Below are 26,180 nucleotides of genomic sequence, written 5' to 3' on the forward strand. Positions count from 1 at the left end.
ATCCAATATGCCCTATTTTTGTTTTAAGAAAACCAACATTCAGATATGCATGAACAACTCCCCTTCATGTTGGCGCTGGTAGCTGCAATTGTACTGATTGAAATGCTGGCAAAAAAATGGCGCGTTGCGTATCCTGTACTGCTGGTGGTTGCCGGTTTGCTGATCAGCTTTGTTCCGGGGTTGCCCCGGGTAGTGATTGACCCCGATATGATCTTCTTTATTTTCCTGCCGCCGCTTTTGTTTGAAGCATCCTGGTCGATCTCTTTTAAAGAAATGAAAAAATGGTGGCGCATCATTGGCAGTTTCGCATTCCTGGTGGTACTTTTCTCTGCATTTGCGGTGGCCATTGTAGCCAACCATTTCATACCCGGGTTTACGATCGCCCTGGGTTTTCTGCTGGGCGGCATTGTGTCACCGCCCGACGCCGTAAGCACCGCTGCCATTACAAAATTTGTAACCATTCCTAAATCAACCTCCGCCGTCCTGGAAGGCGAAAGCCTCCTTAACGATGCTTCCTCACTGATCATTTTCAAGTTTGCACTGGTAGCGGTGGGTACCGGGCAATTTCTTTTCCGGGATGCAATCACCGATTTTTCGTGGATGGTCATTGGCGGAGTGGGCATCGGGCTCCTGTTTGGCTGGTTGTTTATGCAGGCCCACAAACGATTGCCGACCGATGCCCCTTCCGATATCGTATTTACCCTTATTGAACCGTATTTTTTATACTGGATCGCAGAGCAGCTGCACAGCTCCGGTGTGCTGGCCGTTGTTTCCGGCGGCCTGTTCTTATCCAGCCGGAGGTTTACGATCCTGAGCGGCGCCAGCCGTATCAAGGGGTTCAGCTTCTGGGAGGCATTGATCTTTATTTTAAACGGGATCGTATTTATGCTGATTGGCCTGGAGCTTCCGGAAGTAGTGGCCGGGCTGCGTGCCGATGGCATTTCGGTACGCACGGCCTTTGGCTATGGCGCCCTGGTTACCGGCATCCTCATCATCGCAAGGATCATTAGTTCCTATACCGCCATGATGGCTACCTTTTTGTTCCGGCGCAGTGTGATACCGGTTGCTCCCCAACGCAGCTGGCGGAGCATCCTTCACCTGCCATTGCTGATGGGCTGGACGGGTATGCGGGGCGTGGTATCGCTTGCCGCAGCACTGGCCATCCCTTCCATGTTGAACGGCGCACCCTTTCCGCAGCGCAATCTTATTTTGTTCATTACCTTCATCGTCATCCTGCTCACGTTATTACTACAGGGGCTAACGCTCCCCTATTTTATAAAGCGGGTCGGATTCGTGCAATTCTCCAAAGCATTAAGCGAGGAGGAAGCCACACATAAAGCCAAGACACTGCTGCTAAAGGAAACGCTGCGATTTCTGAAGGAAAGCGACCAGGAAGGACCAGGCAATCCGCACCTGTCGTATATGGTGGAGCAATGGGAGCGCAAACTCAGGGAACCTGAAAAATTCAGGATAACCGAGGCTTCAAAAAAAGCCTACCTGGACTTACTGGATCTGCAACGCCGGTTCCTGGTGGGCCTCCACAATGATGATCCGGAGATCCATAGCGACATCATTAACCGGCTTATTCACCAGGTTGACCTGGAGGAAGAACGGATCCGGAGTTAAAATACTTTTTCCGTTCAACGCTTGCCGGGTCCCCTCCGGGAGACCCGGCAAGGAACGGGAAATATAGCCGAAAGACTGAATACCGAATAAATATTTCATCCGCCATTGGCTTACACTACACAGGAATAAAGTATTGCACTAACAGCGTTTGGTACTACCGGGCAATCAAATAAATGATAATTGCTAAAACAACAATAACTAAACCAATAGACACACGTCGTTCTGATTGAAAGTCTTTGTAGGCTTTTTCCATTTGCTCGCGGGTAAGATTTGCATCCGGCACCCCAAAATATGCACGGTAGTGTTTTTCGGCACTATCAAACGCATTGCGCTTCCATGCGTCTTTAAATGCAGCCTTTTGAGCTGACCTTATTACCGCTTGCTGGGTAGCTTTATCGATTTCCTCCTGTTGCACGCGCCGATGTTCATACTTAACCGTTTGGCTTTGATACTGTGAGGGAAACCAGTTGTTGCCGCAGGCCATACAAGTAATTTTGACTTTATTACTCCCAAGGGTACCGGCAAGAATGCCTATTCCTCCCGTAAGCAGGCCGCCGACCACGGCCTTTTTTCCCGAAAAGCCCTTTTTCCCGGCGGCGATTTGAGAGGATCCGCATTTTGGACATTTAATTAAATCCTGAGACATATGGTAATTGTTTTTAAAATCAAGAAAAGAGACGGGGATCAACGCGGTGTTATTCCTAAACCGTCACACTGCTTTTTCAACCGTATGAAAACTTTTCTACAGTATAGTTTTTACATAAAATTTTAAGTCCCCGCACTTTTATCAGCCCGCATTTTTGCTGCATTTTTATATGCGGTCATTCTTTGGCACTAAGATAACGGGCACGGATTGTTCTGGCTTACGGGAAACCATAAAGAACAGTAATTTTCTATAAACTTTAAAAATGACGGTGCTGGTATCCTGACCTGGCGGGTTGATGTAAATTGAACATCTTTTCGTTGACAGACGTTCATACGCAGTACATTATCGTGTCAACTCCGGCAGCCGGCTAATAGATGGATAATTTTTGCCGGTACTCCTTTGGGGTCATGCCGGTTTTCATTTTGAATAAGTACGAGAAATACGACAAGTTATCATACCCCAGTTCGAAACTGATTTCCTTGACCGACTTTTTAGAACTATGCAAGAGCTTTTTGGCTTCAAGGATCACCCGCTCACGGATCAAATCGAGCGGAGACATGCTGAATGCTTTACGGGAAAGAACGCCCAGGTAATTAGCGGTAATGCAGAGCTGGTCTGCATAAAACGCCACTTTTTTTTCTGACTTATAGTGTTGGTCTATCAGGGCATGAAACCGGTTGGAAATATCTGCCCCCTGCGATACTTCGGTGCGCCCGTGTACATATTCTTTCCACAAATGAACGATTAATGCAATAAGCCGCGCCCGCGCATTGATCAATTCGTGAAATACCAGGTTGGATCCGATTTCCTTTTTGATCGCCGCAAACTCATCACTGAATTTACGATAGCCCTCCTCATCCAATTTCAGCGCGATGTGTTTGTTCGCCGCTGAAAAAGTATGCCGGATCGGTACGGTAAAGGTATCCATGAGGGTACGCTTTATCAAAAGTCTTCTGCCATAGGATTCGGGCGAAATATTCCACTTGAATGTTTTATCCGGAAGATGGATAAAGAGCTGTTTAGAACTAAGATCATACATGTCAATATCGGTGGTACAGGCACCCGAACAGTGATCCAGCAGGATGATGGTGAAGGACTGCTCGGGAAAATAATTCAACTCCTCAGAACTTGTAAAGTCCTGGTACACCACATAATTATTTTCAATCAGGTCTTTCGACCCGGTTGCTGCATCCCCTGGAAATCGAAGCTTATCAGCCGGCATAATGCTTTAAATATTTATGGTAAAAATACGCTGAAGAAATAAAATAACGGCAGGATTCCGGATGCCCGGGTAACCGGTAGTTGTTAAAAAAAAACCGCTGCTTGAAATAGTACCGGGCCAGCCGGGTATACCAGGCTTATGTGCGTTGATTTTCTGTAATATCGGCCCGTTGTTGTCCTGCTGCCGGCAGAATGCGCTATTCCGGGAGGAGGCCTCCCTCCGGGATCATTCATCGGCCAATGATATATTTTGTTGGCCGGTAGGGAGTTTGCAGCTATCCGGCGTACTTTATAATACAGGCTGCTTCAATGCGTGTACAAACTACCTGGAGGCGTAAGGAGTCATTGGCTTCAGGCAGCCGGCCCGTACCGTTACATAACATCGTTAATCGTTAGTCGTTAGTGTGCAATTCGAAGCCCCCTTCCGGGGGTTTCTCTTTTTATACCGGATTCTGCAGTCCTGCAACGGATAATACCTGACCGTGCTCCGGAAAGACTTTTCACCATCCTGGTTTCTATTGTATGCAGGCCTTCCCGGTTCGGGTCTCAACCATGCGCACTGCGGTACCGGCATCCACCCGGGTCCTACACTTGCAGCCATAATTTCGTACCGGCATAAAAAAACAGACCCGGACCCCTCCGGTCCAGGCCTGTGCCCTTATTGCATTGCAGTAGCCACCTCGCTAAACAGCATGGCGGGAACAACAACCTACTTTCTACTCAAAAATCATCTTTACAGCCCCGGATCATTCGTGGCTGTAACTCCTTTAATCAGCCCCGCTCCTCTAAAAGAGACCGGGTTATTTTCAGGCTTATTCAACTCCGGAAACTGAACTTACCCTTTCCGTTTACAGATCACGGACCGGGCAAGTTCAGGGAATATAACCGGGTTAGTTCGTTGGTAAGGTAGTTAAATCAACATCCGGAGGCGTGCCGGTTGCCGGCCTGGTAAATGTTGAATTCTGTTGTACAAAATCATTAAAGAATCCACCGTTTTGCAGGAAGAATTTACCGTTTTCCACACCGCCCTTATAGTCTTTCCGCTGGTTGCTGTTACCGGAATTATCCACGGTAAACTTTGTAGATACGGATTCGATCCAGCTGCCCGTTGTTGTGCGCTCCCAAACGTTTGAAAAATAGGCTTTCCGGCCAAGGTATCCGTTGGTGTTAATAAAATTCTCCAGAAAGGAATAAGGCGCCGAAACATACGTAGCAGTATTGGGCCGCTTAAAGGTGGCCATATATTTCCATTTTCCAAGCTCCGGCGCGTAAAACCAGGATGCATACAATGTATTGCCGGCACCATCGGGTTTTATACGTGTGAGGAACCGGTATGTATTTCCGGTAACCCAGTTGAATAACAGGTTGCTTTTGCCTCCGGTGCCTTCGCCGCCAAAGTTTGCATCGATAACGTCGGCACCTTTACTAACCAGCACCGTAGATCCATTGGAAGGATCCCATACCGAGAACAATATTTTCCGCTCCGTAGCGGAGTTTACCTGCATACCAAAATATCCCTCCCCGAAGCCATTGGCCATATAGTAGCTACCGATGACGTCCTGGCCGGCAGGAACATTCACCTCACTATACATCCACTCATAACTGTTGCCAGCCGGCAGGGAATGATTTAAGTGGATGGATGGCCCCCTCCGTGACCAGTAAAAATTGGCCGAATCGGATGCGTAAATCAACCCTGTTGTGCTGGCCGGTCCGCCAATCATCAGGTCGGTCATGTTGCCAATATATGTAGCCGTTTTGCTGAGCGCCTGTATATCTACCTTTACGTACCCGGGGGTGTTGATATCCACCGCACCGCCATAATACACCTTTGCGGGAGCAGCACCGGTCATGGTAATATCAAAGGATTTGCCGTTAGCGGTAAGACGCACCACACTGGTGCCGGTAGTTACGTAGCCTTTCAGGCCCAGGTGTAATTTGCCCGCCGCGCCTATTTTAAAATAAGTACTTACAATTGCCGACAAATTGGTCCAGTCACGCAATCCAAAGTTGGAGCCATCGTAAATCGCAGCACCGGTGGCGCCATTGGTGACAAAAGAATTTCCACCTATCGGTACCGCTTTCGTAAGATCCGCAACCGTGCCGGGTATCGTATCCGTAACCGGCTTTTCGGTTGCTGTTGCCACCTCTTCTTTCTTGCATGAAAAAACAAAACTGCACAAAACAGCTGTTAGTAGTACTAATTTGCCAATCACATTCATATGATCCCGTTCGTTTTTTTTAATGGTTTATAAATTTTTATTGCTTTACCAGTTTAAACTTCTGTGAGTTGTAGGTATGTGCCCCATATAGCTGGATCTTGGTGCCGTTGGTGACAGCACCGCCGTTTACGTCCAGGTTTTTGCCCGGTGCACAAGCCGGCGTAAGGTTGTAATAACCATTGCCGGCATAGTTCAGTTGCCACTGCTGGGCGGTTGAATTGGTGTAATTATATACTTCGATCTGCGTTCCGTTGGCCGATGCGCCACCGGTTACATCCATAACCTTGGTGGTATCGGCCAGCGTTTTAAATACATAGTACCCGTTTGGCAGGACCCTTAATTTCCATACCTGGTTAGGCGTTGTTGGGGTATTATTCGACCATAATGAAACCAGGGTACCGTTTACCGGACCGGAGCTGTTTACATCTAACAGGCTTGTATTGTTAACTGCACTGATGATTTTGTAGTTGGCACCATTCTCCAGCAGGTCAATATTATCCTCATTCAATGTGGTGGGGTCTACCGTTGGTGCCGGCAGGCCAAGATTTGCAATATCCGTGTATACCGATGCGGCCACCTTAAAGCCCCATTTTTGGAAAAACGTGGTCAGATTCCTTCCGCTTACCGTACATGCAGCCAGCATAAACCACCGCATCTTGTCGTTGTCTGTAGACAGGGTCACATTATCTGTACGCATCTTTTTCAGCAGGTTCATATAAAAGGTATCGCCGCCGAAGGCAAGCCAGAGCTGGTGAAACATACAGAGCCGGATCCAGTTGCTGTTAGAGAAATTATCGGAATTAAAATCTTTGCTGGCATTGGTATTGGCCAGGTAGGTAAATGCAGCAGGCCAAACATTATCCCGTTTCAGACGGGAGGGCGTAACCCCAAAGCTGCGTTCCACCTTCAGGGAATATATATTTACAGAAACTTCACCGATCGCACCCCAGGTCCATGCCTGCTGGTGCTGATGGCCCAGCTCATGCCATACGCCCCAGCCATCGATGCCGCCTACTTTACTTACACTGAGTATACGGTTAATATCGCTGCTTGTATAGGCGGTGCGGTAATCGTAAGCGAAAAAATAATACGCCGGGTCAGAATGCTGCGTCAACAGGTATCCATGCGGGCTTGGCTGATGCAGTGATGAAGATCCATCAAGACCGCTGAAGGCATCCTCCTTGCTAATCACCTCCGTTATCTTGTTCAGCAGCGCATCCTGGTCCTCGTTCTGGTAGGTGATCGCATTGGCACGGCTCACCACAATCATACAGTTAGATCCTTTCAACACCACATCCGGAGCACTGGAGTAGGTTTGAAGCATGGCCTTCCAGTCTGCATTTGTTGTTTCCCCAAGAACATAATACGGTGCAAACTTGAAGCCGTTTACAAAGGTCACTTTTGCCTTTGAATTTGCCGCATCATTGGTGTACCGGATCCAGAGTAATCCCGCTTTCGGCGCAGTGATGGTATTGGTGCCGGCGGTCAATTGCACGGCTACGGGCTGATCGTTCCAGGTGCCGTACCGGGAATAGGTACCAAAAAGCAGCACCGGCAACCGCGTTCCCTGTGTTTGCTGTACATTAACGGTAAGCACCGCATTGGCATCCACGTACAGTCCCGTAGACGAAAAATCCGTTAACCGGTAACTGTTCTTAAGCCGGGCTTTGTCGGTAACGGCCGTCGTTTGTTCAATTACATCAAATACGGAATCCGGGGATGCGGACAAGGTCAATGCAGCCGTTCCACTCCCCCTGGTGTCGCCGATTAAGGCGCTTCTTTCGTCTATGGAAGATTTTCTACAGGCAATCAGTAATAGCAGCAGCAGGGCTACATGCGCCAGCAATCCTTTTGTTAACTTCATTTTACAAGCATTTAAAATTATAATTAGTGATATCGAAGTGACCGGTCTACAGGCAAACAGGTATCCTTTAGCGTTCTCATAAATAGCGGCCTCACCAGCTCGCTTGAGCAGGAAGGAGCCCCATGGCACCCGCCCTGCAACGCAAGACCAAACATAGCCCGCACCATATGCTTCCCGGTGCCGGCCTTTTACCGTCGGGTGCAATCGCGCCTTTTGCGGGATGAAAGAGCGGTACCCTATAAAAGAAAGGAATGTATATAAGTGGTCTCACATACAAACACTCCGGATATATAGCATACGAGCGGCAATAGCAACGGCCTTCAAAAATGCTGCATAAGGATCCGGTCCTTTACAACAGCAGTAACTGTTCCCGGATTCCTGCCTTCACAAACATACCGGTTTGGACAGCAGGCTCCCTATCTGCCACCCATTTCAATAAAAGAAGACAGGCAACCGGACGATACGGTTCCGATTCCATGCATCTTTGCAATACATGTACCCGATCCTGCGCTGTGCTGATTTGCATTTTTCCCGTTCTTCTTTTTCCATGACAGGGCAATCGGCCTGATATAATATAAGGTACGCTGTACATGAAACAACTCCCTATCCTCATTGAAAATATTTTCCGGAATACCATTTCACTGGCCGGATCGATTATTGTTCCCGGTCCCTGCATTTAAGACAGGAATCCGTTCCATTCACCATTTACAGCATCGGACAGATAATACTCGCCATCTCCATCCGGTCCGGTACAGGCATTCAATATAGTTTAATCGATTACAGGATCCCCCGTTGTAAAAACATCCATTAAAAAAAGAAAAAAGTCTTACTTTCGGAATCTATGCTGGTCATCAATAGTTTTGAAGAGTTTAAATTGCATTTAGGCAAGGAATTAGGCGTTTCTAATTGGCACACAATAGATCAGGAGCAGATTAACAAATTTGCTGCCGCCACGTTGGATTATCAATGGATTCATACAGATGAAGAAAAGGCCAAAAAAGAAGGCCCGTTTAAAGCGACGATTGCGCACGGTTATTTAACCCTGTCGCTGATCCCCTATCTATGGAAGCAAATAGCCGATGTCCGCAATTTGAAAATGGAGATCAACTACGGCATCGAGCATTTCAAATTCGGCGAGCCCGTTTTGGTGAATAGTGAAATTCAGTTAAGCGCCAAACTCAAATCGATTACAGATTTAAGAGGCATTACAAAAGTCATTATTGAAGCCGTTCTAGCGATCAAAAACCACAAAAAGCCAGCGTATATTGGTGACGTTGTATTTCTGTATCATTTTGCTTAGTCATTTGACGAACTTGTTATTATAAATGCCGCATCATGCATCACAACCAGGCGAGCATAAAGTTTCAATACTAATTCTTTAAGGCTCTTACTATCAACACCTTAGTGTGATCCGACGTACGTAGTAAATAAACCACTTCCCCAATCAAAATAATTATCTTAAAATTGGCTACGCAATCTCCCTTGCTCTGGTTGCTCGGTTGTATCTTTAAGGTATGGTTAATTTATCCGCTGAACTACTCGATGACACCAAGCAGGCATTATTAGCGGCGATTGTTGCTTCCTCCGACGATGCTATTATCAGCAAAACCCTTCAGGGAATTATCACGAGCTGGAATCCTGCAGCCGAACGGCTTTTAGGCTATAGTGAAGAGGAAGCTGTAGGAAAACATATTTCAATGATCATACCTGGTGATCGCGCACAGGAAGAGGATTATATCATCAGGGAAATAGCCGGCGGAAACAAGGTAGAGCATTTTGAAACAGTCAGAAGAACAAAGCACGGGCAGCTCATCCCCCTGTCACTTACCATTTCTCCCGTACGGGATCAGCGCGGAATGGTTATCGGGGCATCAAAGATCGCCCGGGATATTTCTGAAAGATTAGCCCTACAACGCGAGCGGGAACAGCTATACCGGAAAGCGAAGTTCCTGAACAAAAGAAAGGATAAATTAATTGCAATGGCCGCACATGAGTTGAAGACCCCTTTAACATCGCTGAATGGCTTTTTGCAAATGCTGGAACAAGAAATCGGCACTGATCATCGCGGCTATTTTCTAATTGAACGGAGTCTTAAGCAGATTAAAAAACTGGGATCGCTTATTGGTGACCTGTTGGACGTTTCCCGCATTCGTGACGGTAAAGTTCCATTGAATCTCGAACGCTTTGAAATAACAGCACTTCTTAAAGAGGTGCTGATGAACTACCAGCACCTATCCGGTCACCGGTTTGAATTTAACACGGAGGCTCCCGTTTACATATATGGCGACCGGCTCCGGCTGGAGCAGGTTTTCAGCAACATCATTTCCAATGCGGTTAAATATTCTCCCAATGGCGGGAATATTGAAGTTGCAGTTACAGAAAACACCGAAGACACATTGATTTACATCCGGGATGAAGGAATCGGCATCAGTGACGAGCATATAGGGGAAATTTTTACTCAATTCTATAGAGTGGCGGAGCCGGGAGATCCCATACCCGGCTTTGGGTTAGGATTATTTATCAGTAAAGAAATCATTGAACGTCATGGAGGAATAATCAGCGTAAAGAGCAGCAAAGGTATCGGATCAACCTTTATCATTAAGCTCCCCAGATCTTAGGAACAAATTTTGAACTACGCTTATTTTACCTTTTATGCAAGAAAAGCGAATTCTATTAATTGAAGACGACCGGGATATCAGTGATCTAATCGGCTATATTCTTTCAGACGATTTTTATCATGTAACGGTATGCGCAACTGTTGCTGAGGGAGAAAGCGCCATTAATACAGCCACCCCTGATGTACTGATACTTGATATTATGTTACCTGATGGAAACGGAGTAGACTTATGCAATAAGATCAAAGCTCAATCGAATACACGTCACGTTAAGGTAATCCTGATGTCTGCCCTGGAGAAACCGGCCAATTCAACTGCCGATCATTTTATCGGCAAGCCGTTTAATATCCATACGTTAAAATCAACGGTGAGCGCCTGCCTTTATTCACTTGGTGTATTACTTTTCCAGGTAGCCCTCCTGTAAATTAAAAAAATTCCGGACCGGCATGTACCACCACAGAATGTAGTAATAACCGATGCCGGTTAAACGCGCTTTAAACGTTTACCAGAGACTGGAAAAAGCACTTCGCCTGATCCAGTTAAAAGCGGAGATCTCACTTTTTGCCGCGTCCGGCAGATCCCGCGTAATAGCCTGTTCTATAATCCGGCCCTCCCGGAGACTAACCCGGCCGGCCAGTGATGCGTAAAAATTGATCAGGTAAAGCACCTGGTCGCCGTTGTTCTTATCAAAGCTCCTGCGGCTGGGCTGACCGCTAAAAGCAGACTGCGCTCTATTCCAGGTATAATGCGTACCGGAGAGGTCTTGTTTTTGAAAATGCATGGCATGTTATTTTAAATGAAGCGAAAGTGCTGTGCTTAACAACAGGTTGAAAAGAAGAGGCCGTCCGGCCTCTTCGAACATTCATTACCATTTTCTATTAGACCGCTCCTCCCTTTCTTTTGCGGCCGAAACGGCAATTCTTCTGCCATCTACATCCTTGCCATCCAGCTCTTTCATTGCAAGTGCTGCATCTGAAACCGAGCCCATTTCTACAAAACCAAAGCCCCGGCTTCTACCGGTGGTTCTATCCATAATCACTTTAGCAGAAGATACTTGTCCGAAAGAGCTAAAAAGTTCGCGCAAATCATCGTCGGAGGCATGAAACCCCAGGTTTGAAACATACATGTTCATTGTAATAAATTTTTTCTTTAAAAATAGCGGCTAAATGCGGCAGCAAAAAAAGAAGAAGGAGAAAAATAAATGCTATTGGTGTCTAGTAGATATGTAACTGATCCCGCCTTGAAGTGATGGAGTATTTATGCCTATCCCTGTAAAGATAGTGCTTTTCAGACAACCAGGACCATTTATTTATTACCGGAACCCCGAAGACGAAAAGCCGGTGATCAAAAACGAATTAAACCGGCGTCATACTCTTTTAAAATTATAAGGTATGTATTACGGGGAAATATAATTACCCTTGTCAGATAATTAGTCTATCTTTATAATCTTGTATGTTATCCTAACACTGGATTTGTTTTCTTTCCTCCACTCAAATATAGTGATTGCTTAACGTGAGGCAGGTATCGTATTCGCATGGTTTATGCAATAGCCTTACCCATTTATCATTTTTAATTTTTTCAATTTGTCATTTAACAATTTACAGCTTATTGCGCCCTTATTAACGGCGCTGAGCGACACATCCTATACAGCGCCCACTCCCGTACAGGAACAATCTATTCCTATAATTTTAAAAGAAAGAGACGTGCTGGTCTGTGCGCAAACCGGCACCGGCAAAACGGCCTCCTTTGCACTACCCCTGTTGCAGCTACTGCACATACAGGAAACAACAAGGCAAAACAATTGCCGGGCTTTAATTTTAGTGCCTACAAGGGAACTGGCGCTGCAGGTTGCGGACAGTTTTACCATTTACGGGAAATACCTTTCATTAAAGCACCTGGCCATTTTTGGTGGGGTCCCTCAATACAGCCAGGTGAAAGCATTACAACAGCATGTAGACGTGCTTATCGCTACTCCCGGCCGCTTACTGGATCTTCTTGAACAACGTTGCCTTTCTTTAAGCGATATTCAATACCTGGTATTGGATGAGGCAGACCGTATGCTGGACATGGGCTTTGTGAACGATGTGCGAAAGATCCTGTCCAGGGTACCCCGGCAAAGACAAACCATTCTTTTTTCCGCAACCATGCCGCCGGGCATCCAGCAGCTGGCAGATACGTTGTTAAACCAACCCGTAAAAATCGCAATAACGCCGCCGGCAACAACCGTTGACCGCATACAGCAATCGCTCTATTACACAGAAAGGCGGAACAAACCATCATTGTTATTACAGTTACTGAAAAACGAAGCTGTTCAGACAGCGCTGGTATTTTCAAGAACAAAGCATGGGGCAGATAAAATTGCCCAAAACCTTGCCGGTGCGGGTATAAAAGCGGCCGCCATTCATGGAAACAAATCGCAGGCTGCAAGACAAAAAGCCCTCGTGAATTTTAAAAAAGGAGCAATAAAAGTATTGGTAGCCACCGATATTGCAGCCAGAGGTATTGATATAGACCAGATGGGTTATGTGATCAACTATGAGCTGCCCAACGAACCGGAAACCTATGTACACCGCATCGGGCGTACGGGAAGAGCCGGCGCAGAAGGCGTTGCTATTTCCTTTTGCGATTATGAAGAGAAGCTATATTTACGCAACATTCAAAAGCTGATCAGGAAAGCGATCCCGGCTGTAAAAGATCACATGTTTGATGTACCATCGATGCATGGGGATGCATTTAAACAACCAGGCGCATTCCAGGTACCGCACCAGGCGGGTCGTTCAGGTAAACGAAAGCGCCGGCTGTTTATGCAGCAAATGTAACAGGAAAGGATGCGGCCGGCATCCATTAGAATGCCAGCCGCATCAATACAGAAGTATAAAAACGGATCAATGGACAATATAAAAGTTGGAGACACGGTTACCCTAGAATCTCCGTTCGACTCTAAGCGACAATATACCGTAGTAGCAATAAATGGCTCTTATGTAACACTGCGATATACAGGGCAGCATAAAAACCTGGTTATTTATATTAAATGTATAAAGGAACACAATCGAGGAGATCGTATAACCATTTAATACGGGCCGGTAGCGCATTTAGTAACCGATAAACAAAAGTAACATGGAGCAAGCCCCTGTTCTAATTATAAATCGTTTCCGGGAAACGGCATCTCGATTGCTTGAAGAACTTTATCATAATTTTAAAGAGCAAACAGCAAGGTTAGATCGCCAAACAGATGAGAATGTGTTTCAACAGTTGCGCGGAAGATATGAACGCCAGCTACAGCAGCAATTATCCGGGGAGGCCAAAGAACTGATGTATGCCTATAAACGAAATGACATACTGCACCTACAGCACTTGCTTACAGAGTCCATTGCCTATTACCTGTCGGAGTTCAGAACCAAAGCCGGTAGTACCTGATTTCAGTCATTAGCGGGTATCGCCAGCTTTATAAATCCATCTCCGAAAAAAACACGGGCTAACTGCTGATCCCCCGTCTTATCATATTCAGCGATCCTGCGCTCATCTACAATTCTCCAAAAATTCTTCAGCTTTAACTCATTGTAGTCTTTCCCTTTTATAAACAACCCTTTTACCGAAGCGCGGCCTTTAAACCATATTTCAAATATGGGCCGGTGTTGCTTTTGTATGGCATTGCCAATTTGTTCGGATGTCATATATAACCTATTTTATAGAAGTTTCTGGCAGCCATTGCTTCAGCCAGTTAAAAGAGCTTTTTAATACCCTGTAACGATTCTGCATGGAACATATAAAGGCTATCGAACGGCAACCCGTTTCCATTCTTTTGTTGAACATCGCTATCCATGCCGATCCTCAATGATAGCCGTTATATATCCAGTTAAGCCAACCGCTGTGTCAAAAATGCATGGCATCAGATTAATTAGTTATCGAATCACGTAAAGGACTAAAGGAACCCCCTTCAACTCCTACATTCTGTTATCAGGCTCCCCTATAGAAACCTAACTGCTATTTATGATTGATTTTGGTTAAACCGCGTTAGCAAAAGAAGAAAGAGACAGCAATACCGGGAACAGGAAACCGAACCGGCCTATACGCCTTTTGCATTTAGTGAAGATACACTATTTGTTGTCAAACACCGTAAAAATATAAAATTGTGAACAACAGTCTATGATACCGGAAAAATTGAAACCTTTAGGAGAAGGTCCCGCATTTGCCGCCTAAATGAAGTATTACAACAACGTGTTTACGGAAAGCATTATCGGGCGCTCAACCATGATTCATTATAACACAAACGGGTAACGGACCCAATCATTATAAGAGGCTCTATCCATAGAGCAACCACGAAGATTTAAATAAGGATTTTTGACAAAGCTGATCTTTTACATAAATATCCGGCTGCCCGTTTCGCCCATTCTGCCAGGCTTTTTCCTCACTTTTTTAAAGATCACAATGAAGGCAATGATAAGGAATACAGCAACAACACCCCGCACAACATAATATTCATCCCGTTTCCCGTAAGGCGCATTGGTTAACACATTGGGTTGCATATACAGGTAGCCGTTTTTATTGTCGAAAACAAGGTTGAACCGTCGCAGCAGATCATTGCCCAGTATCATGTTCAGGCCGGCTGTTCCCATCTGTCTTGTCTTATATTCAAATCCGGAAAGTTGATAATTGCCGATACGCAGTTTGGGAACAATTGCATCATCTAAACCGATCATATCCGCCAGTTCCGTCATGATACGGAGAGGCATGGAAACGTCTTCACTATTGAGGATAGAGGTTCGGGCACCCGTATCGAACATGACCCAGCCCGTTTGTGTTTTATTCCGGATTGTAAGACTTACGACAATGTAGGGTATTGTACCGCCATCGAGGATAAGGTCATGACGTGAATAAGCAGCTACCTGGGGAGGCAGGGTATCATGAACCACTAAGAGCCTGTTATTGTAATTTATTTCCAGTATTTTGTCTTTAAACAGAGAGTTGCCGATGATAAGGTCTTCATTCTCCTTCATATTCCCGGCAACAGCGATCGATACGCTATCCCACACCAGTTTCCCTATCTGCAGAACATTCTTACTCGCCGAAGACACCAGGTTTACGCCATCTGAGTTAGCAAGGGTTACTTTTTGGTCAAAGTTCATTTTTACCTTCCCTACCGACGCCTTGTTAATGACGGTTCCTCCCGCGCCCATATCCAGCTGTATATTTCTGATCGTTGCACCATTCAATTTTGCCTGAACGTATATTTTACGATTGTCTCCCAGCGTAAAAGGGATGGTGTCAGGCCTGATGCCTGCCCTGCCTCGTATAAACGTATTGAGATTATTGTACCGGGCCGAGATGCGGGTGTAGCAACTGTCTTTTCCATTCAGCAAAATGATAAAATCATAATCGTTTCCATATACAACATCAAATGAAATGGAATCCTGATCTGTAATAAACGTTACCGGATGCGCTTTTTGCGGGAGTTCTACAAAATAACAATCGGGCTTTTTCTCGGGTAAAACAGCCCAGTAGCCCGTCTTTAAATGATTCCCGTCACGGATGGTAACGGTTTTGGAGGTGGCCTTCACCAATGGCACCGCATGTTGCGCGAACAGGGGTAACCTCAGCAGTAAGAAAAGAACGGCAATCATAAAATGGGGAACAACCGTCATTTCTTTAATAGCAGATACGCATCTCATCATATCAGTTTTTAATACCAACCTATCCGGGCAACCGGATACATCTATTTGAATAGCCTGCAAAGCAGTTCAGGACCCGCCACCGGCTCGTTGATATTGGAGCAATGCCAGGCAGCAGCGGCATGTGCTGCCGGGTTTATAGTTGTGCATGATCAGGCCACTACTGTGCAAATTTACTTTGCCATCATAAAAACAAGGCATAATTGTTACAAAGGGGCGGAAAAATGTGATGAATCCGGCCATCAGCATTGGAGCACCGGGAATGCTTATTTATGAAGTCCTGTCAAAGGCCGCCTGTACTATAGAACACCGCTGCATAAGAATAATCCGCAGCTCATATACTCATCTCGTTTACCGGATCAAGCGGTAAAAAGAACAGACCGGAAATGCGCCGTATCGTTATGATCCGGGAAAACAGCAGCCCCCGCCCGCTTGTTTAAATTTAACAATTGCAATAGAAACAAATAACAAATAATCGCTATATTTATAATACAAACAAAATCTAACCGGTATGATACTACAAAAAATGGGGCACAGTCCCCCGGTACGGGCGGCACCTTTACTGTAACCGGCCGACACAAATAGTAAACCTGGAGACCACCGGCGCCGGCAACCATTTCGTCATTTATGAAAAAGATAGCGCTTCACCCGCCATAAAATTTCATTTCCGTATACAGTATGCAGTGCATTCTGGGAACCGGCAACTAACAGCTATTATTACCGCTCTAAATCCATTGCCATGAGCCCGCCACGTAGCAACACCATAGCGCTCTAACCAATATTGCATAGAAACAGCCACGGGTCAGCAGGATGTTCCCGCATTATTTGAAACCGCCTGCCGTAATCGGCATCAGGCGGAAGGCAGGACTATGCAAAAATTGTGCACCGGCTTTTATGAACTTTCTTTTTGTTCCGGGAAAGAAGTTCACCAATACCCTCCGGTGAACCATTACGAAAAATGTTTATTATGATTTATTTCAGACAACAAACAACATTCAGCCAGACAGAACTGGCAGCACTGCTGGACGTATCTAAAAGCAGTATTTCCATGCATGAGAAAGGCGGACGTTCTTTGCCACTGGAGGCCGAACGCCAGCTCCTGGCCTTACAAAAAGCCTGGACCCTCTTTCTGCAGGAACCTCCATTTGCAGATTACGCTTTTATAGCAACGTCCACCGGCTTTACGCGTCTCCGGTCGCTGTTAAACACTTGTACACAAAGGGCTGCGGCCGATGCCGTACGTTACAGCCAGCAACTGGAAAAAATACGTGATACCTGTAAAACCCTCGAGCGAAAACAACGCTTTCTACGCTACTTAATGCAGCAGGAAAGCCCCGCAGCCATTCCGCAGCCGGTTTTAAAAAACCTGGAACTGGAGATCCGGAACCGGCTGAAAAATTGCAGTATGGAACATCAGCGGATCCTCATTTTCCGTATCAATCTTTCCACTGCATTACAGCAGGTAGCCCTGGCAGCCGGCAAAGGATTGCCCTGAAATACCCCTGTTAAATATTCTTTAATGCGGCTCACAGGGGTCCTTTTTGGAACCATCGCCGCCTTAGGTTTGGTATATCGTTAACCGAGGCCCTTGCAATTGCCAGCGGGCCCGTTGGGTTCAACCGGTGGAACCCGGCCGGCCGGCAGCCCGGAAGCGGCTCCTGAAAATCCGCGGACAGGATTTGTTTCCGGGTGGCTCCGGGAAGGGCTTCACAAAAATTTACATTATGTCAGATATTATTCAACAATTCAAGACCACCGCCGAATGTGATGCGGCGTTGTCGGTTGCAGCAAAAAAGCAGAAATCGCTACAGAAAAAACAGCGAACCATATCCGAGCAAAAAGAACAATACCAGGAAACCGCTTCGGATATCCTGCTTGAGATCGCTGCCAGGGAGAAAGACATCGCCGGTTACAGGCAGCGGCTTGAAACGGAACTAAGTCCAAAAGACCGGGATGAAACCCAGGACAAGCTGGTAAAGGCGGAATACAGCCTGTACCTGCTGCAACGCCGCGAGCGCAGCTACAGCCTGCCGGAACTGGCCGTTAAGGATTTCGACCTCAGCGAACTGGATCATGGGGTAACCAGCGTGGCGGAATTTATCGCAGCTGTGGAAGCCCGTAAAGCAGCGATCTAAAAAACTGAAGATTGAGGCTGTTTTAAAAGTCTTGGTATGATGCCGGCCTTGTCCGTTCTTCCGGAAATGATGTGCTAGATGCCGAATCAAGTTCGGTATGACAATGAAACCAAGTTCAAAACAGCAACTAATCAGGCCCGGCATATCCGTGGTTGGTGGCATGACTTTTAAAACAGCCTTTTTCAACATACACCCATTCTTATTTACCAATAAAAAATACCATCATGAAACCCATTGCAAATGCCCTCCCTATATCCGTCAGCGAACAGGCCCGGTTACTGAATATTCCCGTTGCACAGATCCGTCGCATTTACCAGGGTGCTACGAATATTCCCGCGGCGGCCTTAGAAAAAATGGCAACGCTACAACGCATTTGGACCGCTTTAGAAGAAAGCAGCACCGCAAGTGCGTATACCAACCCTGAAGCCGAACATGACGCCATAACAGACCGGTTCCAGCAACTGCAGTATAAAACAAAGAGCAGGCGCCTGCACCTGGAATATGAGGCATTCCTGATTGAAGATCGCGCCCTTCTCCTGATCGAAAAAATGAGGTTGATGCAACAACTGGTAACAGCAGGATCTGAGGAAGGCATTAATAAAAAAGAGTTGGACCTGCAAAAAGACGGGCTCGAAGAAAAAATAAACAATGCCGGCCACTCCCGGCTACCGGCCATCCGTATGGAATTGGCACTTGTGAAAGATATGGAACAAGGCATCGAGGAAGTACTCAGGAAAAATATACGATTTGAGATTTGAACCATTAGATTTCAGCATGGAGATCCATATCTTTTTGTTAAGGCCGCAGATGCGCAGATTTAGTACTGGCTTTAATCATACTCAAAAAATAGCGTAACGAGAGCGCCGCGGGCGCCATCAGCGTATCTGCGGCAATAATAAAAAACGCGCTTAGGTAAACGGCATTGAATGGAGATCCATGTCTTTTCGTTAAGGCCGCAGATGCGCAGATTTGGTACCGGCTTTAATCATACTCAAAAAATAGCGCAGCGAGAGCGCCGCAGGCGCCATCAGTGTATCTGCGGCAATAATAAAAAATGTGTTTACGTAAAGACATTGATTTGAGCATTAAGATCCATGTCGTTTTGTTAAGGCCTCAGATGCGCAGATTTGGCACAGACCAACTTTAGTCATACTCAAAAAATAGCGCAGCGAGAGCGGTGCGCAGGCGCTATTAGCATATCGTTTAGGTAAACAGCATTGATCTGAGATTCGATATTTTAGATTGGAGCACCACAGATATCAAGAAATGAGCAGCCAGCACCGGACAGCATTCCTCCCTAAACCCAAACCTTATTTTTACGAATGCAGGGAGGACTGATACCGCCCATAGACCGGCTGCTCATTACCAGGGGTAGTTTATCGCCCGCGTTTTGTTGCACTAATGGTACAAACGGGCTAATCAAATTTCATTTTTTCTATGTATGCATTGATCGCCTCCTTGGTTTCGCCGGTCTTCTTTTGAATGCGGCCGATCAGCTCTTCTTCTTTCCCCTCTTCATAAAGTAATTCATCGTCGGTGAGCTCCGCCCATTTATGTTTGAGATGTCCCTTAACGATGTTCCAGTTTCCTTTTAATTTGTCTTGCAATGTACTCATGACTTTTTCTTTTAAGGTTAATAATAGTGCGTTGCCCTGCTTTCAGTAAAAGCGAAGCACAGGGGCATACCGGATGTTTCGATACCGGTTTATTTTTTTGATGCCGTTTTCTTAGGGGCTGTTTTCCGGGCGGTCTTTTTCTTAGCGGCTGCTTTACGAGGCCCTGTTTTTTTGGCTGCGACCTTTTTAGGCGCCGCTTTTTTCGATGCGGCCTTCTTTGAAGCAGTCTTTTTCGCTGCTGTCTTTTTTGACGCCGCTTTCTTAGGTACCTTTGCCCCTTCTTCCCGGGCTTCAGACAACCCGATGGCGATGGCCTGTTTCCTGCTGGTGACCTTTTTACCGCTTCTGCCACTTTTTAATGCCCCATGCTTCATTTCATGCATGGCTCTTTCAACTTTACTTCCGGCCTTTTTTGAATATTTTGCCATAGTAAAAAATTTAAAGGGTTTATAATAAAAGATGGGGTCAAAAACACTGCCACTTTTACGTTGCATATGGTGAAAACAATACACGGCACATCTGAAACTGTCTGAACTCAGCAGATCTGGAGCAATCTTTGTACTAAAATAAGCGCATCCTGTAATACATAAAAGAAATCATTATGGAAAAACAGCTTCTTGAACTCGAAAAAAAATACTGGAAAGCCATGGAAGACCACGATTTCAAAACTGTGGAAAATCTTACCCGCTTCCCATGCATTGTAGCCGGCCGTACCGGTGTAAGAACGATGCATGCGGCGGAATTTCAACAAATGTTTGAATCCGGCGCAGGCCGGCAATTAAAGGTCCTGGATATTTCCGGTGCCCAATCGCAGGTCATCAATGAAGACACGGCTATCATTGCGTACCGGATCGGGTTTGAATATATTACCGGGGAAAACCGGTCTTCATTCAGGTGTGTATGTGCATCTACCTGGGTAAAGGAAAACGATAACTGGGTATGCGCGCTGCATACAGAAACAGATTTAAACGAACAGCCCGCGGGGGCCTGAGCACTTACCGGCACCCTTTACCGGGATGCCGGGTTATGAGGCGGGCAACCAGCATTCAGCACTAGCCGGCGCGCCGGTAATATCAGGTCCCAGGACTTCCTAATGCTCCACCAGCAAGCGCTTTATTCTTGTAATATCCGCGGTTGTTACGGGATGAAACTGAGCGCTGTTCATATACGATAATAAGCTATGCAAAAGCTGTTGGGCTTCCGGCCGTTTATCTGCGTCCGATAACAGATCGATCCCGCTGAGCATTAAGGTCCCTTTTCCTACCCGGCATTCGGCAATCAACCCCAGCGGACGGGCGGTTACCCAATCATCAATAACACGCACGATGGGTTGCAGGCCTTTTGAAACCGAATCCAGGATGATGGCACTGGAATGGCTCATCGCATCCCACCACTGCCAGTTGCTATGGTATTGTGTGGGAAATTGCTTTAAGGCGGGGTGTTGCGGATCACAAAGAATGCCCAGGGTATGCGGCGGCTGACCGTGGGTCCACGCCGTATTCCAGAAAATACTGGAAAATCCAACCGCAATGTTACCACCGGCCTCCTTCTTCAAATTTCCTTTTTTTAAGGTCAGCAATACCTTGCTGCCCTTTTGCAAGGCAGTTACAGCGGTTTCATCCAGCTGTTGCGTCACCAGGATCTGATCCGGAGCCGCGGGCAGTACGGCAGGATATACAAAAATATCCCAGGAATTTTCATAAGGCCCGGCCTTCACGGTTACCGTCAGCCGTGAAGGATATTTCACGGGCGAAAGCGCCTGTTCAATGGTCCCCAGCGGATACAGACCGCCCGCAGGCATAACAGCGTGCTTAAACATTCCTTTGAACAATACTTCGCCGGCTTCATTTTTTATATGCCAGGTACCGCGGTCGCTTTTTAAATCAGCAGCGCCGTATTGTGCCAGCACCACCGGCACCTGCAGCCGCTCATTGTTGCGATAGATCATTTTAGGGAAACGTGCCAGGGGTACCACCGCGTTGCAAAAGCGACTGAACGCATCTGCGGTCACATAGCCTTTTTCTTCCCAGAATGGATTCAGCACGCCCACAAGCGCCGTGCCCTGTCCGGGAAAATCATGCAGGTCCAACAGCTGGAAACCCGCAAATCCCGGTGTGCGCAATGCCGCTTCGATATCTGCCTTATAACACAGCGTTTGCAGTTTGCCCGAAGCCAGCAGGAAACTATCTGCCAGGTGCAACATACCGTTCTGCTCCAGTTTGTCCCGGAAGATCTCAAAGTTCTTTGCCTTTAATACGCCGGTATATTTACGGATCTCCTTAAAATCGGGATACACACACCACTGGCCTATTTCATGGCTTACCGTTGGTTGTTTCCATTTGGAGATAATGGAAGTCCAGTCATAATCGCTGCGCGGCGGCTGGCCGTTCAGGATGCTGTTCATTCCCTGGCCCCAACCCTGCAGGCGCGGATCCGGTGTGTTATTATAATCGCTTTCGCTTACTACGGGCCATCCGGCACCGGTAGTATAAAGCCGGCGTGTATCTTTTTGCTGCCAGTGGGCCACAAATTTTTTCAGGTAATCGGTCTGATGCGGCCCTCCGGGTTCATTGCCATAAACCATCATTACAAAAGACGGATGATTGCCGTAACGTTTTACCATACGGTCGCTTTCCGCATAGATCCAGGTGTCTATCGGTTCACCGCTGCCAATGGGGCTGGCCCAGGAAGAGCATTCCACCTGCAAATAAAAGCCCAGCCGGTCCGCCGCTTCAAACGCTGCTTCCGGCGGCGTCCAGGAATGAAAGCGGATATGGTTGAGCCCAAAAGAACGGGCCTTCCTGAGGATCCGCAGCCAGGACGCCGTATCCGTTGGCGGATACCCGGTGAGCGGGAAAATAGCACATTCCAGCGTGCCCCGTAAAAATGTGGTATGGCCATTAATGGCAAATTGTGTTCCCTTTGCCGTAAAGGCACGCATTCCGAAAGGAACGGCCTGTTCATCTGTACCGGCTACCGTGCGCAGGCGTATGTTGAGGGTGTACAGGTTGGGGTGAAATGCATCCCAAAGCAGGGGTTGCCGTCCCATCGCGTATACCAGTTCTACATGCGTTGTGTCCTGGTTGATGGCAACTTTTTGTATCAGCGGTTTCAGCTTTTCAGCATCAGGATTGCCACTGCCCGCAACCGCCTCCAATGTGGCCGTTGTGGTGGAGCCCCCGGTATTTACCAGCACTGTTTTTATGATCACCTGTTTTTTATTGATATCGGGATATACCTGTACATTATCGATAAAAAGACGGGGTCTTACCCGTAGCTCAAGGGTACCGATCATACCATTCCAGTTGCTTTGGGTATGGTCCGTGATGCTGTGCGCGTTCTCACCTACATTAAAGGTTTTGATCCGGTTATCAACCCGCACGGTGATCCGGTGTGTGCCGGGCCTGAGCGTTGCCGGCAGGGAAAACTGGTGCGGGGTGCCCAGGCTGTTTTGCATGCCCAGCGCTACGTCATCAATCCACACGGTGGCTTCCCAGTGACTGCGCTCAATAAAAAGTTCTACCTGCTTTCCGGCCCAGGATGCCGGGATGGTCACTGTTTTCTGGTACCAGGCAGCACCTTTGTAATATTTTACCGGTTGCAGCCAAAAGGGAATTTTGATATTACCCGGCACCCGGTAGGGGGCATATACATCACTCTTAAACCAGGATGAATCCGCGATACTGCCCGTCCATGGCGTATGCAGATCGATCTCATTTCCCTTCCCGTTCGTGGTCATTGAACCCGGCAACCGGATCTGGTCTTCCAGTATGCGGCTGAACCATTTTTCTGCCACACCCTTGTCCAATGAGTCAATTGCAAACCGCCACTGACCGGAAAGATCGATCCGGCGATCCTTATTGCCCTGTGCCTGGGCGATAATCAGCAGCGAAAACTGAAGCAGAAAAATAAGCACGTATCTCATATGATTCTTTTTTTGTTTATCCATGTGCAGCAACAGCGCTATCCCTCCGGGATGATGTGTTCATATACCTGCAATGAGCTGCTAAGATGAACGATCGGCCGTATTAAAACAATGGAAAAGATACTGAAAGAATAGATGATATTATGATTTGGCAGCACGGGTAACAACGTTTCTTTGCTGCAGGCCGGTTGCCAGGATCGAATGACGGCATCCGCCTGTAATGACCGTATATGTTTTGCGTGCCTGCAAGAAACTTTATTCAAAATATAATTACGAATGCTGTTAAATACGTGCCGAATGGAGGGCACGATCGAAGTGACGGCTATTAAGGGGTCTTAGGTGATTTCCTTTCCATCAATATCGTGGGGTGGAGAAATAGGGGTCGATCTGGAACATCTGGGGAAAACTTTACTCAATTCTATACGGCTGCTGACTCAGAATACCCGATAGCGGGATTTGGACTGGATTATCTATCAGCAGAGAAATTGTTGAACGTCATGGCAGAATAATAAGGCAAGGAGCAAAAAGATATCAGATCAATTTTCGATAGCGCTCCGTAAATCTTAGGAACAAAGTTTGCACTATCTTTATATCGATCCAATAATGGAAAAGCAAATTTTACTGATAGAGGACGATAGCGATATCTGTGATTTACTTGAGTATATCTTGTCGGCAGATTCCTATGATTTAACTGTCTGCACAACTATTGCCGAAGGGAAAAAAGAAATTGACAGGACAATTCCCGATTTGATTATATTAGATATAATGCTGCCTGACGGAAACGGAAGTGATCTATGTAATCAAATAAAAAGCACTTTGGGCACTAATAAAATTAAAATAATTTTGATGTCCGCCTTGGAGCAGCCACCCAATTCACATGCAGATCATTTTATCGCCAAGCCGTTTAATATCCACACGTTAAAATCAACGGTGAGCGCCTGCCTTTATTCACTTGGTTTATTACTCTTCCAGATGGCCCGGCTGTAAATTAAAAAATGCCAGACCGGAATGTATCACCACAGGATGCTCAAATAACAAGTGCCGGTTAAGCGCTTTTTAAGCATTTACCAGAGATTGGGAAAAAGCAATTTGCCTGGTACAGTTAAAGCGAAGATTCCACATTTTCCACGTCAGCAAACTTTCATATAATGAGTTGTCAACTAATCCGGCCGTTCCGGAGGTCAAACCGGTAGGGCAATAAAGCGCCTGACCATCATCGCCTGTATAAAATCTTATGTGGCTGGACGACCTGCCCAAACAAGCCGCTCTTTTATTCCTGGTATGAATGATTACAGAACCTTGTTTTGGAAATGCACCATATGTATCGCTGATAAAAAGCAAAATATGGCGCTGAGCGCCCAGACAATAGCTATACTAAAAAAAGAAGGGGCTTCTCGACCCCTTCGAACATTCATTACCATTTTCTATTAGACCGTTCTTCCCTTTCTTTTGCGGCTGAAACGGCAATTCTTCTGCCATCTACATCCTTGCCATCCAGCTCTTTCATTGCAAGTGTTGCATCTGAAACCGAGCCCATTTCTACAAAACCAAAGCCCCGGCTTCTACCAGTGGTTCTATCCATAATTATTTTAGCAGAAGATACTTGTCCGAAAGCGCTAAAAAGTTCGCGCAAATCATCGTCAGAGGCATGAAACCCCAGGTTTGAAACATACATGTTCATTGTAATAATTTTTTTTTTTAAATAGCGGCTAAATGCGACAGCAAAAAGGCAGACGAAGAAAATAAATGCTATTGATGTGTAGTAGATATCTAACTGATCTTGTCTTGAAGTGATGGAGTATTTATGCCTATTCCTGTAAAAATAAGACTTTTAAAGGAAAGCTGATTTTTTCTTTTTTAGGAGGTTAAGTGCATTAAGCTGGTTTAAAAACAACATGAAACAGGAGTGTCATTTGAATCTATATCCACCAGATATTCTGAGCTACAAGGTTACAGGACTTTATAAACAAATGACTTACATCGCACGGCGATGAAAACATGCCCCGCGCCCTGCCGGGTGTTATAAGTTCTATCATATCATTTTCAACGTTTATTGAGCAAATCTCAAATATATCCGTATCCGCTTTACGCGCCTCATCAAATTGCTCTTCAGGAACTCCGTTGGATGGGAACCGCTTTATAATAGTTCCTTTCTGTAATAATGGCACCTGTGCCGCCGAAACTTTTTTGCTGATCATGTCAAACAATTTATCCGGTAAAAAAAACAATGATAGTAGTAGGAACTGGAAAGAGATATTTCATTACCGAGGTCAATAACGCTTTCTTGATGATGCGTGAACCCTGGACAGCTATTCCCGCAGATCAACCGAAGAAAAAACTCATTAACACTTGAAAAAAGATTTAAACTGAGAGAACCGCTTTTTTAATATCGGTAACAATATAGTAGAGCGATCCGCCTCTTAATTCATTATAGCCATCCCAATCGTCTAAATGTATCGCAGTGCCGGTTGCTGCATAAGCGTTCAATAATGCAATAGCGTTTCCGGTGAAACAGACATTCGTTGATACAATTTCTTTACCTCCACCCCGGATATTCAGTTTGCTAACCGTATTAAATTGATCTTTGGACATAAAAGTTGTTTTTAAATTATAGTAAAGAAACCCAACAGAAAAAATATGTTCT

General features: G+C 46.2%; 25 protein-coding genes. 11 read left to right on the plus strand and 14 right to left on the minus strand.

Annotated elements, in window-relative coordinates; all coding sequences use genetic code 11:
* Positions 1–45 precede the first annotated feature (45 nt).
* Positions 46–1,626, plus strand: a complete 1,581-nt coding sequence (locus LQ567_RS04870) for a Na+/H+ antiporter (protein ID WP_231002986.1) — start codon at positions 46–48, stop codon at positions 1,624–1,626.
* Between the two features lie 154 nt (positions 1,627–1,780).
* Here the strand turns inward: LQ567_RS04870 and LQ567_RS04875 are convergent, their stop codons facing one another.
* The 4 genes from LQ567_RS04875 to LQ567_RS04890 all read right to left on the minus strand — a co-directional run bounded on the left by LQ567_RS04875 (position 1,781) and on the right by LQ567_RS04890 (position 7,576).
* The gene (locus LQ567_RS04875; RefSeq protein WP_231002987.1) at positions 1,781–2,272 is read right to left on the minus strand and encodes a hypothetical protein; all 492 of its coding nucleotides are present in this window, start codon (positions 2,270–2,272) and stop codon (positions 1,781–1,783) included.
* Positions 2,273–2,639: 367 nt separating this feature from the next.
* Positions 2,640–3,494, minus strand: coding sequence for a helix-turn-helix domain-containing protein (locus LQ567_RS04880; protein WP_231002988.1), 855 nt, complete (start codon positions 3,492–3,494; stop codon positions 2,640–2,642).
* Positions 3,495–4,383: 889 nt separating this feature from the next.
* Positions 4,384–5,712, minus strand: coding sequence for a DUF3472 domain-containing protein (locus LQ567_RS04885; protein ID WP_231002989.1), 1,329 nt, complete (start codon positions 5,710–5,712; stop codon positions 4,384–4,386).
* 37 nt (positions 5,713–5,749) lie between these two features.
* Positions 5,750–7,576 (minus strand): M60 family metallopeptidase, encoded by a 1,827-nt coding sequence (locus LQ567_RS04890; protein WP_231002990.1) that lies wholly within the window; start codon positions 7,574–7,576, stop codon positions 5,750–5,752.
* Positions 7,577–8,417: 841 nt separating this feature from the next.
* On the opposite strand from LQ567_RS04890, the gene LQ567_RS04895 reads away from it, so the two are divergent.
* The 3 genes from LQ567_RS04895 (at position 8,418) to LQ567_RS04905 (ending at position 10,615) form a co-directional block, all read left to right on the plus strand.
* On the plus strand, positions 8,418–8,876 hold the full coding sequence (locus LQ567_RS04895; protein ID WP_231002991.1) for a MaoC family dehydratase: 459 nt from the start codon (positions 8,418–8,420) through the stop codon (positions 8,874–8,876).
* A gap of 214 nt (positions 8,877–9,090) precedes the next feature.
* Positions 9,091–10,194, plus strand: a complete 1,104-nt coding sequence (locus LQ567_RS04900) for a PAS domain-containing sensor histidine kinase (RefSeq protein ID WP_231002992.1) — start codon at positions 9,091–9,093, stop codon at positions 10,192–10,194.
* Positions 10,195–10,228: 34 nt separating this feature from the next.
* The gene (locus tag LQ567_RS04905; RefSeq protein ID WP_231002993.1) at positions 10,229–10,615 is read left to right on the plus strand and encodes a response regulator transcription factor; all 387 of its coding nucleotides are present in this window, start codon (positions 10,229–10,231) and stop codon (positions 10,613–10,615) included.
* A 78-nt stretch (positions 10,616–10,693) separates the two neighbouring features.
* Here LQ567_RS04905 and LQ567_RS04910 read toward each other — a convergent pair whose 3' ends face one another.
* Positions 10,694–10,972 (minus strand): hypothetical protein, encoded by a 279-nt coding sequence (locus LQ567_RS04910; RefSeq protein ID WP_231002994.1) that lies wholly within the window; start codon positions 10,970–10,972, stop codon positions 10,694–10,696.
* An 84-nt stretch (positions 10,973–11,056) separates the two neighbouring features.
* Entirely contained in the window at positions 11,057–11,323 is a 267-nt protein-coding gene (locus tag LQ567_RS04915; protein ID WP_231002995.1) for an RNA recognition motif domain-containing protein, read from the minus strand.
* 451 nt (positions 11,324–11,774) lie between these two features.
* On the opposite strand from LQ567_RS04915, the gene LQ567_RS04920 reads away from it, so the two are divergent.
* Positions 11,775–13,010, plus strand: coding sequence for a DEAD/DEAH box helicase (locus tag LQ567_RS04920; protein ID WP_231002996.1), 1,236 nt, complete (start codon positions 11,775–11,777; stop codon positions 13,008–13,010).
* A 352-nt stretch (positions 13,011–13,362) separates the two neighbouring features.
* Positions 13,363–13,608: a hypothetical protein gene (locus LQ567_RS04925; RefSeq protein ID WP_231002997.1), complete on the plus strand. Its 246-nt coding sequence runs from the start codon at positions 13,363–13,365 to the stop codon at positions 13,606–13,608.
* 2 nt (positions 13,609–13,610) lie between these two features.
* Here LQ567_RS04925 and LQ567_RS04930 read toward each other — a convergent pair whose 3' ends face one another.
* Positions 13,611–13,865 carry a hypothetical protein gene (locus LQ567_RS04930; protein WP_231002998.1) on the minus strand — a complete coding sequence of 85 codons (255 nt, stop codon included), beginning with the start codon at positions 13,863–13,865 and terminating at the stop codon, positions 13,611–13,613.
* A 684-nt stretch (positions 13,866–14,549) separates the two neighbouring features.
* A complete protein-coding gene (locus LQ567_RS04935) occupies positions 14,550–15,863 on the minus strand; it encodes a pepsin/retropepsin-like aspartic protease family protein (protein ID WP_231002999.1) in 1,314 nt (437 codons plus the stop codon).
* A 964-nt stretch (positions 15,864–16,827) separates the two neighbouring features.
* Here LQ567_RS04935 and LQ567_RS04940 point away from each other — a divergent pair.
* From LQ567_RS04940 to LQ567_RS04950, 3 genes are all read left to right on the plus strand, one after another.
* Positions 16,828–17,355 carry a helix-turn-helix domain-containing protein gene (locus LQ567_RS04940; RefSeq protein WP_231003000.1) on the plus strand — a complete coding sequence of 176 codons (528 nt, stop codon included), beginning with the start codon at positions 16,828–16,830 and terminating at the stop codon, positions 17,353–17,355.
* A gap of 229 nt (positions 17,356–17,584) precedes the next feature.
* Positions 17,585–17,995 (plus strand): hypothetical protein, encoded by a 411-nt coding sequence (locus LQ567_RS04945; protein ID WP_231003001.1) that lies wholly within the window; start codon positions 17,585–17,587, stop codon positions 17,993–17,995.
* Positions 17,996–18,219: 224 nt separating this feature from the next.
* Positions 18,220–18,753: a hypothetical protein gene (locus LQ567_RS04950; protein WP_231003002.1), complete on the plus strand. Its 534-nt coding sequence runs from the start codon at positions 18,220–18,222 to the stop codon at positions 18,751–18,753.
* A gap of 657 nt (positions 18,754–19,410) precedes the next feature.
* On the opposite strand, the gene LQ567_RS04955 is transcribed toward LQ567_RS04950, so the two are convergent.
* The gene (locus LQ567_RS04955; protein WP_231003003.1) at positions 19,411–19,611 is read right to left on the minus strand and encodes a CsbD family protein; all 201 of its coding nucleotides are present in this window, start codon (positions 19,609–19,611) and stop codon (positions 19,411–19,413) included.
* A gap of 89 nt (positions 19,612–19,700) precedes the next feature.
* A complete protein-coding gene (locus LQ567_RS04960; RefSeq protein ID WP_231003004.1) occupies positions 19,701–20,039 on the minus strand; it encodes a DUF6496 domain-containing protein in 339 nt (112 codons plus the stop codon).
* A 173-nt stretch (positions 20,040–20,212) separates the two neighbouring features.
* On the opposite strand from LQ567_RS04960, the gene LQ567_RS04965 reads away from it, so the two are divergent.
* Positions 20,213–20,602 carry a nuclear transport factor 2 family protein gene (locus LQ567_RS04965; RefSeq protein ID WP_231003005.1) on the plus strand — a complete coding sequence of 130 codons (390 nt, stop codon included), beginning with the start codon at positions 20,213–20,215 and terminating at the stop codon, positions 20,600–20,602.
* A gap of 99 nt (positions 20,603–20,701) precedes the next feature.
* Here LQ567_RS04965 and LQ567_RS04970 read toward each other — a convergent pair whose 3' ends face one another.
* Entirely contained in the window at positions 20,702–23,536 is a 2,835-nt protein-coding gene (locus LQ567_RS04970; protein ID WP_231003006.1) for a sugar-binding domain-containing protein, read from the minus strand.
* Positions 23,537–24,139: 603 nt separating this feature from the next.
* Here LQ567_RS04970 and LQ567_RS04975 point away from each other — a divergent pair.
* Positions 24,140–24,523 (plus strand): response regulator transcription factor, encoded by a 384-nt coding sequence (locus LQ567_RS04975; RefSeq protein ID WP_231003007.1) that lies wholly within the window; start codon positions 24,140–24,142, stop codon positions 24,521–24,523.
* 427 nt (positions 24,524–24,950) lie between these two features.
* On the opposite strand, the gene LQ567_RS04980 is transcribed toward LQ567_RS04975, so the two are convergent.
* From LQ567_RS04980 to LQ567_RS04990, 3 genes are all read right to left on the minus strand, one after another.
* Positions 24,951–25,217, minus strand: coding sequence for an RNA recognition motif domain-containing protein (locus LQ567_RS04980; protein ID WP_231003008.1), 267 nt, complete (start codon positions 25,215–25,217; stop codon positions 24,951–24,953).
* Positions 25,218–25,455: 238 nt separating this feature from the next.
* Positions 25,456–25,734: a hypothetical protein gene (locus LQ567_RS04985; protein WP_231003009.1), complete on the minus strand. Its 279-nt coding sequence runs from the start codon at positions 25,732–25,734 to the stop codon at positions 25,456–25,458.
* 163 nt (positions 25,735–25,897) lie between these two features.
* Entirely contained in the window at positions 25,898–26,128 is a 231-nt protein-coding gene (locus LQ567_RS04990) for a hypothetical protein (RefSeq protein WP_231003010.1), read from the minus strand.
* Between the last annotated feature and the right edge of the window lie 52 nt (positions 26,129–26,180).

Origin of the sequence: Niabella pedocola, assembly GCF_021044425.1 — a bacterium.
In the GTDB taxonomy this organism is placed as follows: domain Bacteria; phylum Bacteroidota; class Bacteroidia; order Chitinophagales; family Chitinophagaceae; genus Niabella; species Niabella pedocola.

Coding starts and splice junctions, on each gene's coding strand:
- LQ567_RS04870 (WP_231002986.1), top strand. CDS start 46: ATGCATGAACAACTCCCCTTCATGTTGGCGCTGGTAGCTGCAATTGTA.
- LQ567_RS04875 (WP_231002987.1), bottom strand. CDS start 2,272: ATGTCTCAGGATTTAATTAAATGTCCAAAATGCGGATCCTCTCAAATC.
- LQ567_RS04880 (WP_231002988.1), bottom strand. CDS start 3,494: ATGCCGGCTGATAAGCTTCGATTTCCAGGGGATGCAGCAACCGGGTCG.
- LQ567_RS04885 (WP_231002989.1), bottom strand. CDS start 5,712: ATGAATGTGATTGGCAAATTAGTACTACTAACAGCTGTTTTGTGCAGT.
- LQ567_RS04890 (WP_231002990.1), bottom strand. CDS start 7,576: ATGAAGTTAACAAAAGGATTGCTGGCGCATGTAGCCCTGCTGCTGCTA.
- LQ567_RS04895 (WP_231002991.1), top strand. CDS start 8,418: ATGCTGGTCATCAATAGTTTTGAAGAGTTTAAATTGCATTTAGGCAAG.
- LQ567_RS04900 (WP_231002992.1), top strand. CDS start 9,091: ATGGTTAATTTATCCGCTGAACTACTCGATGACACCAAGCAGGCATTA.
- LQ567_RS04905 (WP_231002993.1), top strand. CDS start 10,229: ATGCAAGAAAAGCGAATTCTATTAATTGAAGACGACCGGGATATCAGT.
- LQ567_RS04910 (WP_231002994.1), bottom strand. CDS start 10,972: ATGCATTTTCAAAAACAAGACCTCTCCGGTACGCATTATACCTGGAAT.
- LQ567_RS04915 (WP_231002995.1), bottom strand. CDS start 11,323: ATGAACATGTATGTTTCAAACCTGGGGTTTCATGCCTCCGACGATGAT.
- LQ567_RS04930 (WP_231002998.1), bottom strand. CDS start 13,865: ATGACATCCGAACAAATTGGCAATGCCATACAAAAGCAACACCGGCCC.
- LQ567_RS04935 (WP_231002999.1), bottom strand. CDS start 15,863: ATGATGAGATGCGTATCTGCTATTAAAGAAATGACGGTTGTTCCCCAT.
- LQ567_RS04940 (WP_231003000.1), top strand. CDS start 16,828: ATGATTTATTTCAGACAACAAACAACATTCAGCCAGACAGAACTGGCA.
- LQ567_RS04945 (WP_231003001.1), top strand. CDS start 17,585: ATGTCAGATATTATTCAACAATTCAAGACCACCGCCGAATGTGATGCG.
- LQ567_RS04950 (WP_231003002.1), top strand. CDS start 18,220: ATGAAACCCATTGCAAATGCCCTCCCTATATCCGTCAGCGAACAGGCC.
- LQ567_RS04955 (WP_231003003.1), bottom strand. CDS start 19,611: ATGAGTACATTGCAAGACAAATTAAAAGGAAACTGGAACATCGTTAAG.
- LQ567_RS04960 (WP_231003004.1), bottom strand. CDS start 20,039: ATGGCAAAATATTCAAAAAAGGCCGGAAGTAAAGTTGAAAGAGCCATG.
- LQ567_RS04965 (WP_231003005.1), top strand. CDS start 20,213: ATGGAAAAACAGCTTCTTGAACTCGAAAAAAAATACTGGAAAGCCATG.
- LQ567_RS04970 (WP_231003006.1), bottom strand. CDS start 23,536: ATGAGATACGTGCTTATTTTTCTGCTTCAGTTTTCGCTGCTGATTATC.
- LQ567_RS04975 (WP_231003007.1), top strand. CDS start 24,140: ATGGAAAAGCAAATTTTACTGATAGAGGACGATAGCGATATCTGTGAT.
- LQ567_RS04980 (WP_231003008.1), bottom strand. CDS start 25,217: ATGAACATGTATGTTTCAAACCTGGGGTTTCATGCCTCTGACGATGAT.
- LQ567_RS04985 (WP_231003009.1), bottom strand. CDS start 25,734: ATGATCAGCAAAAAAGTTTCGGCGGCACAGGTGCCATTATTACAGAAA.
- LQ567_RS04990 (WP_231003010.1), bottom strand. CDS start 26,128: ATGTCCAAAGATCAATTTAATACGGTTAGCAAACTGAATATCCGGGGT.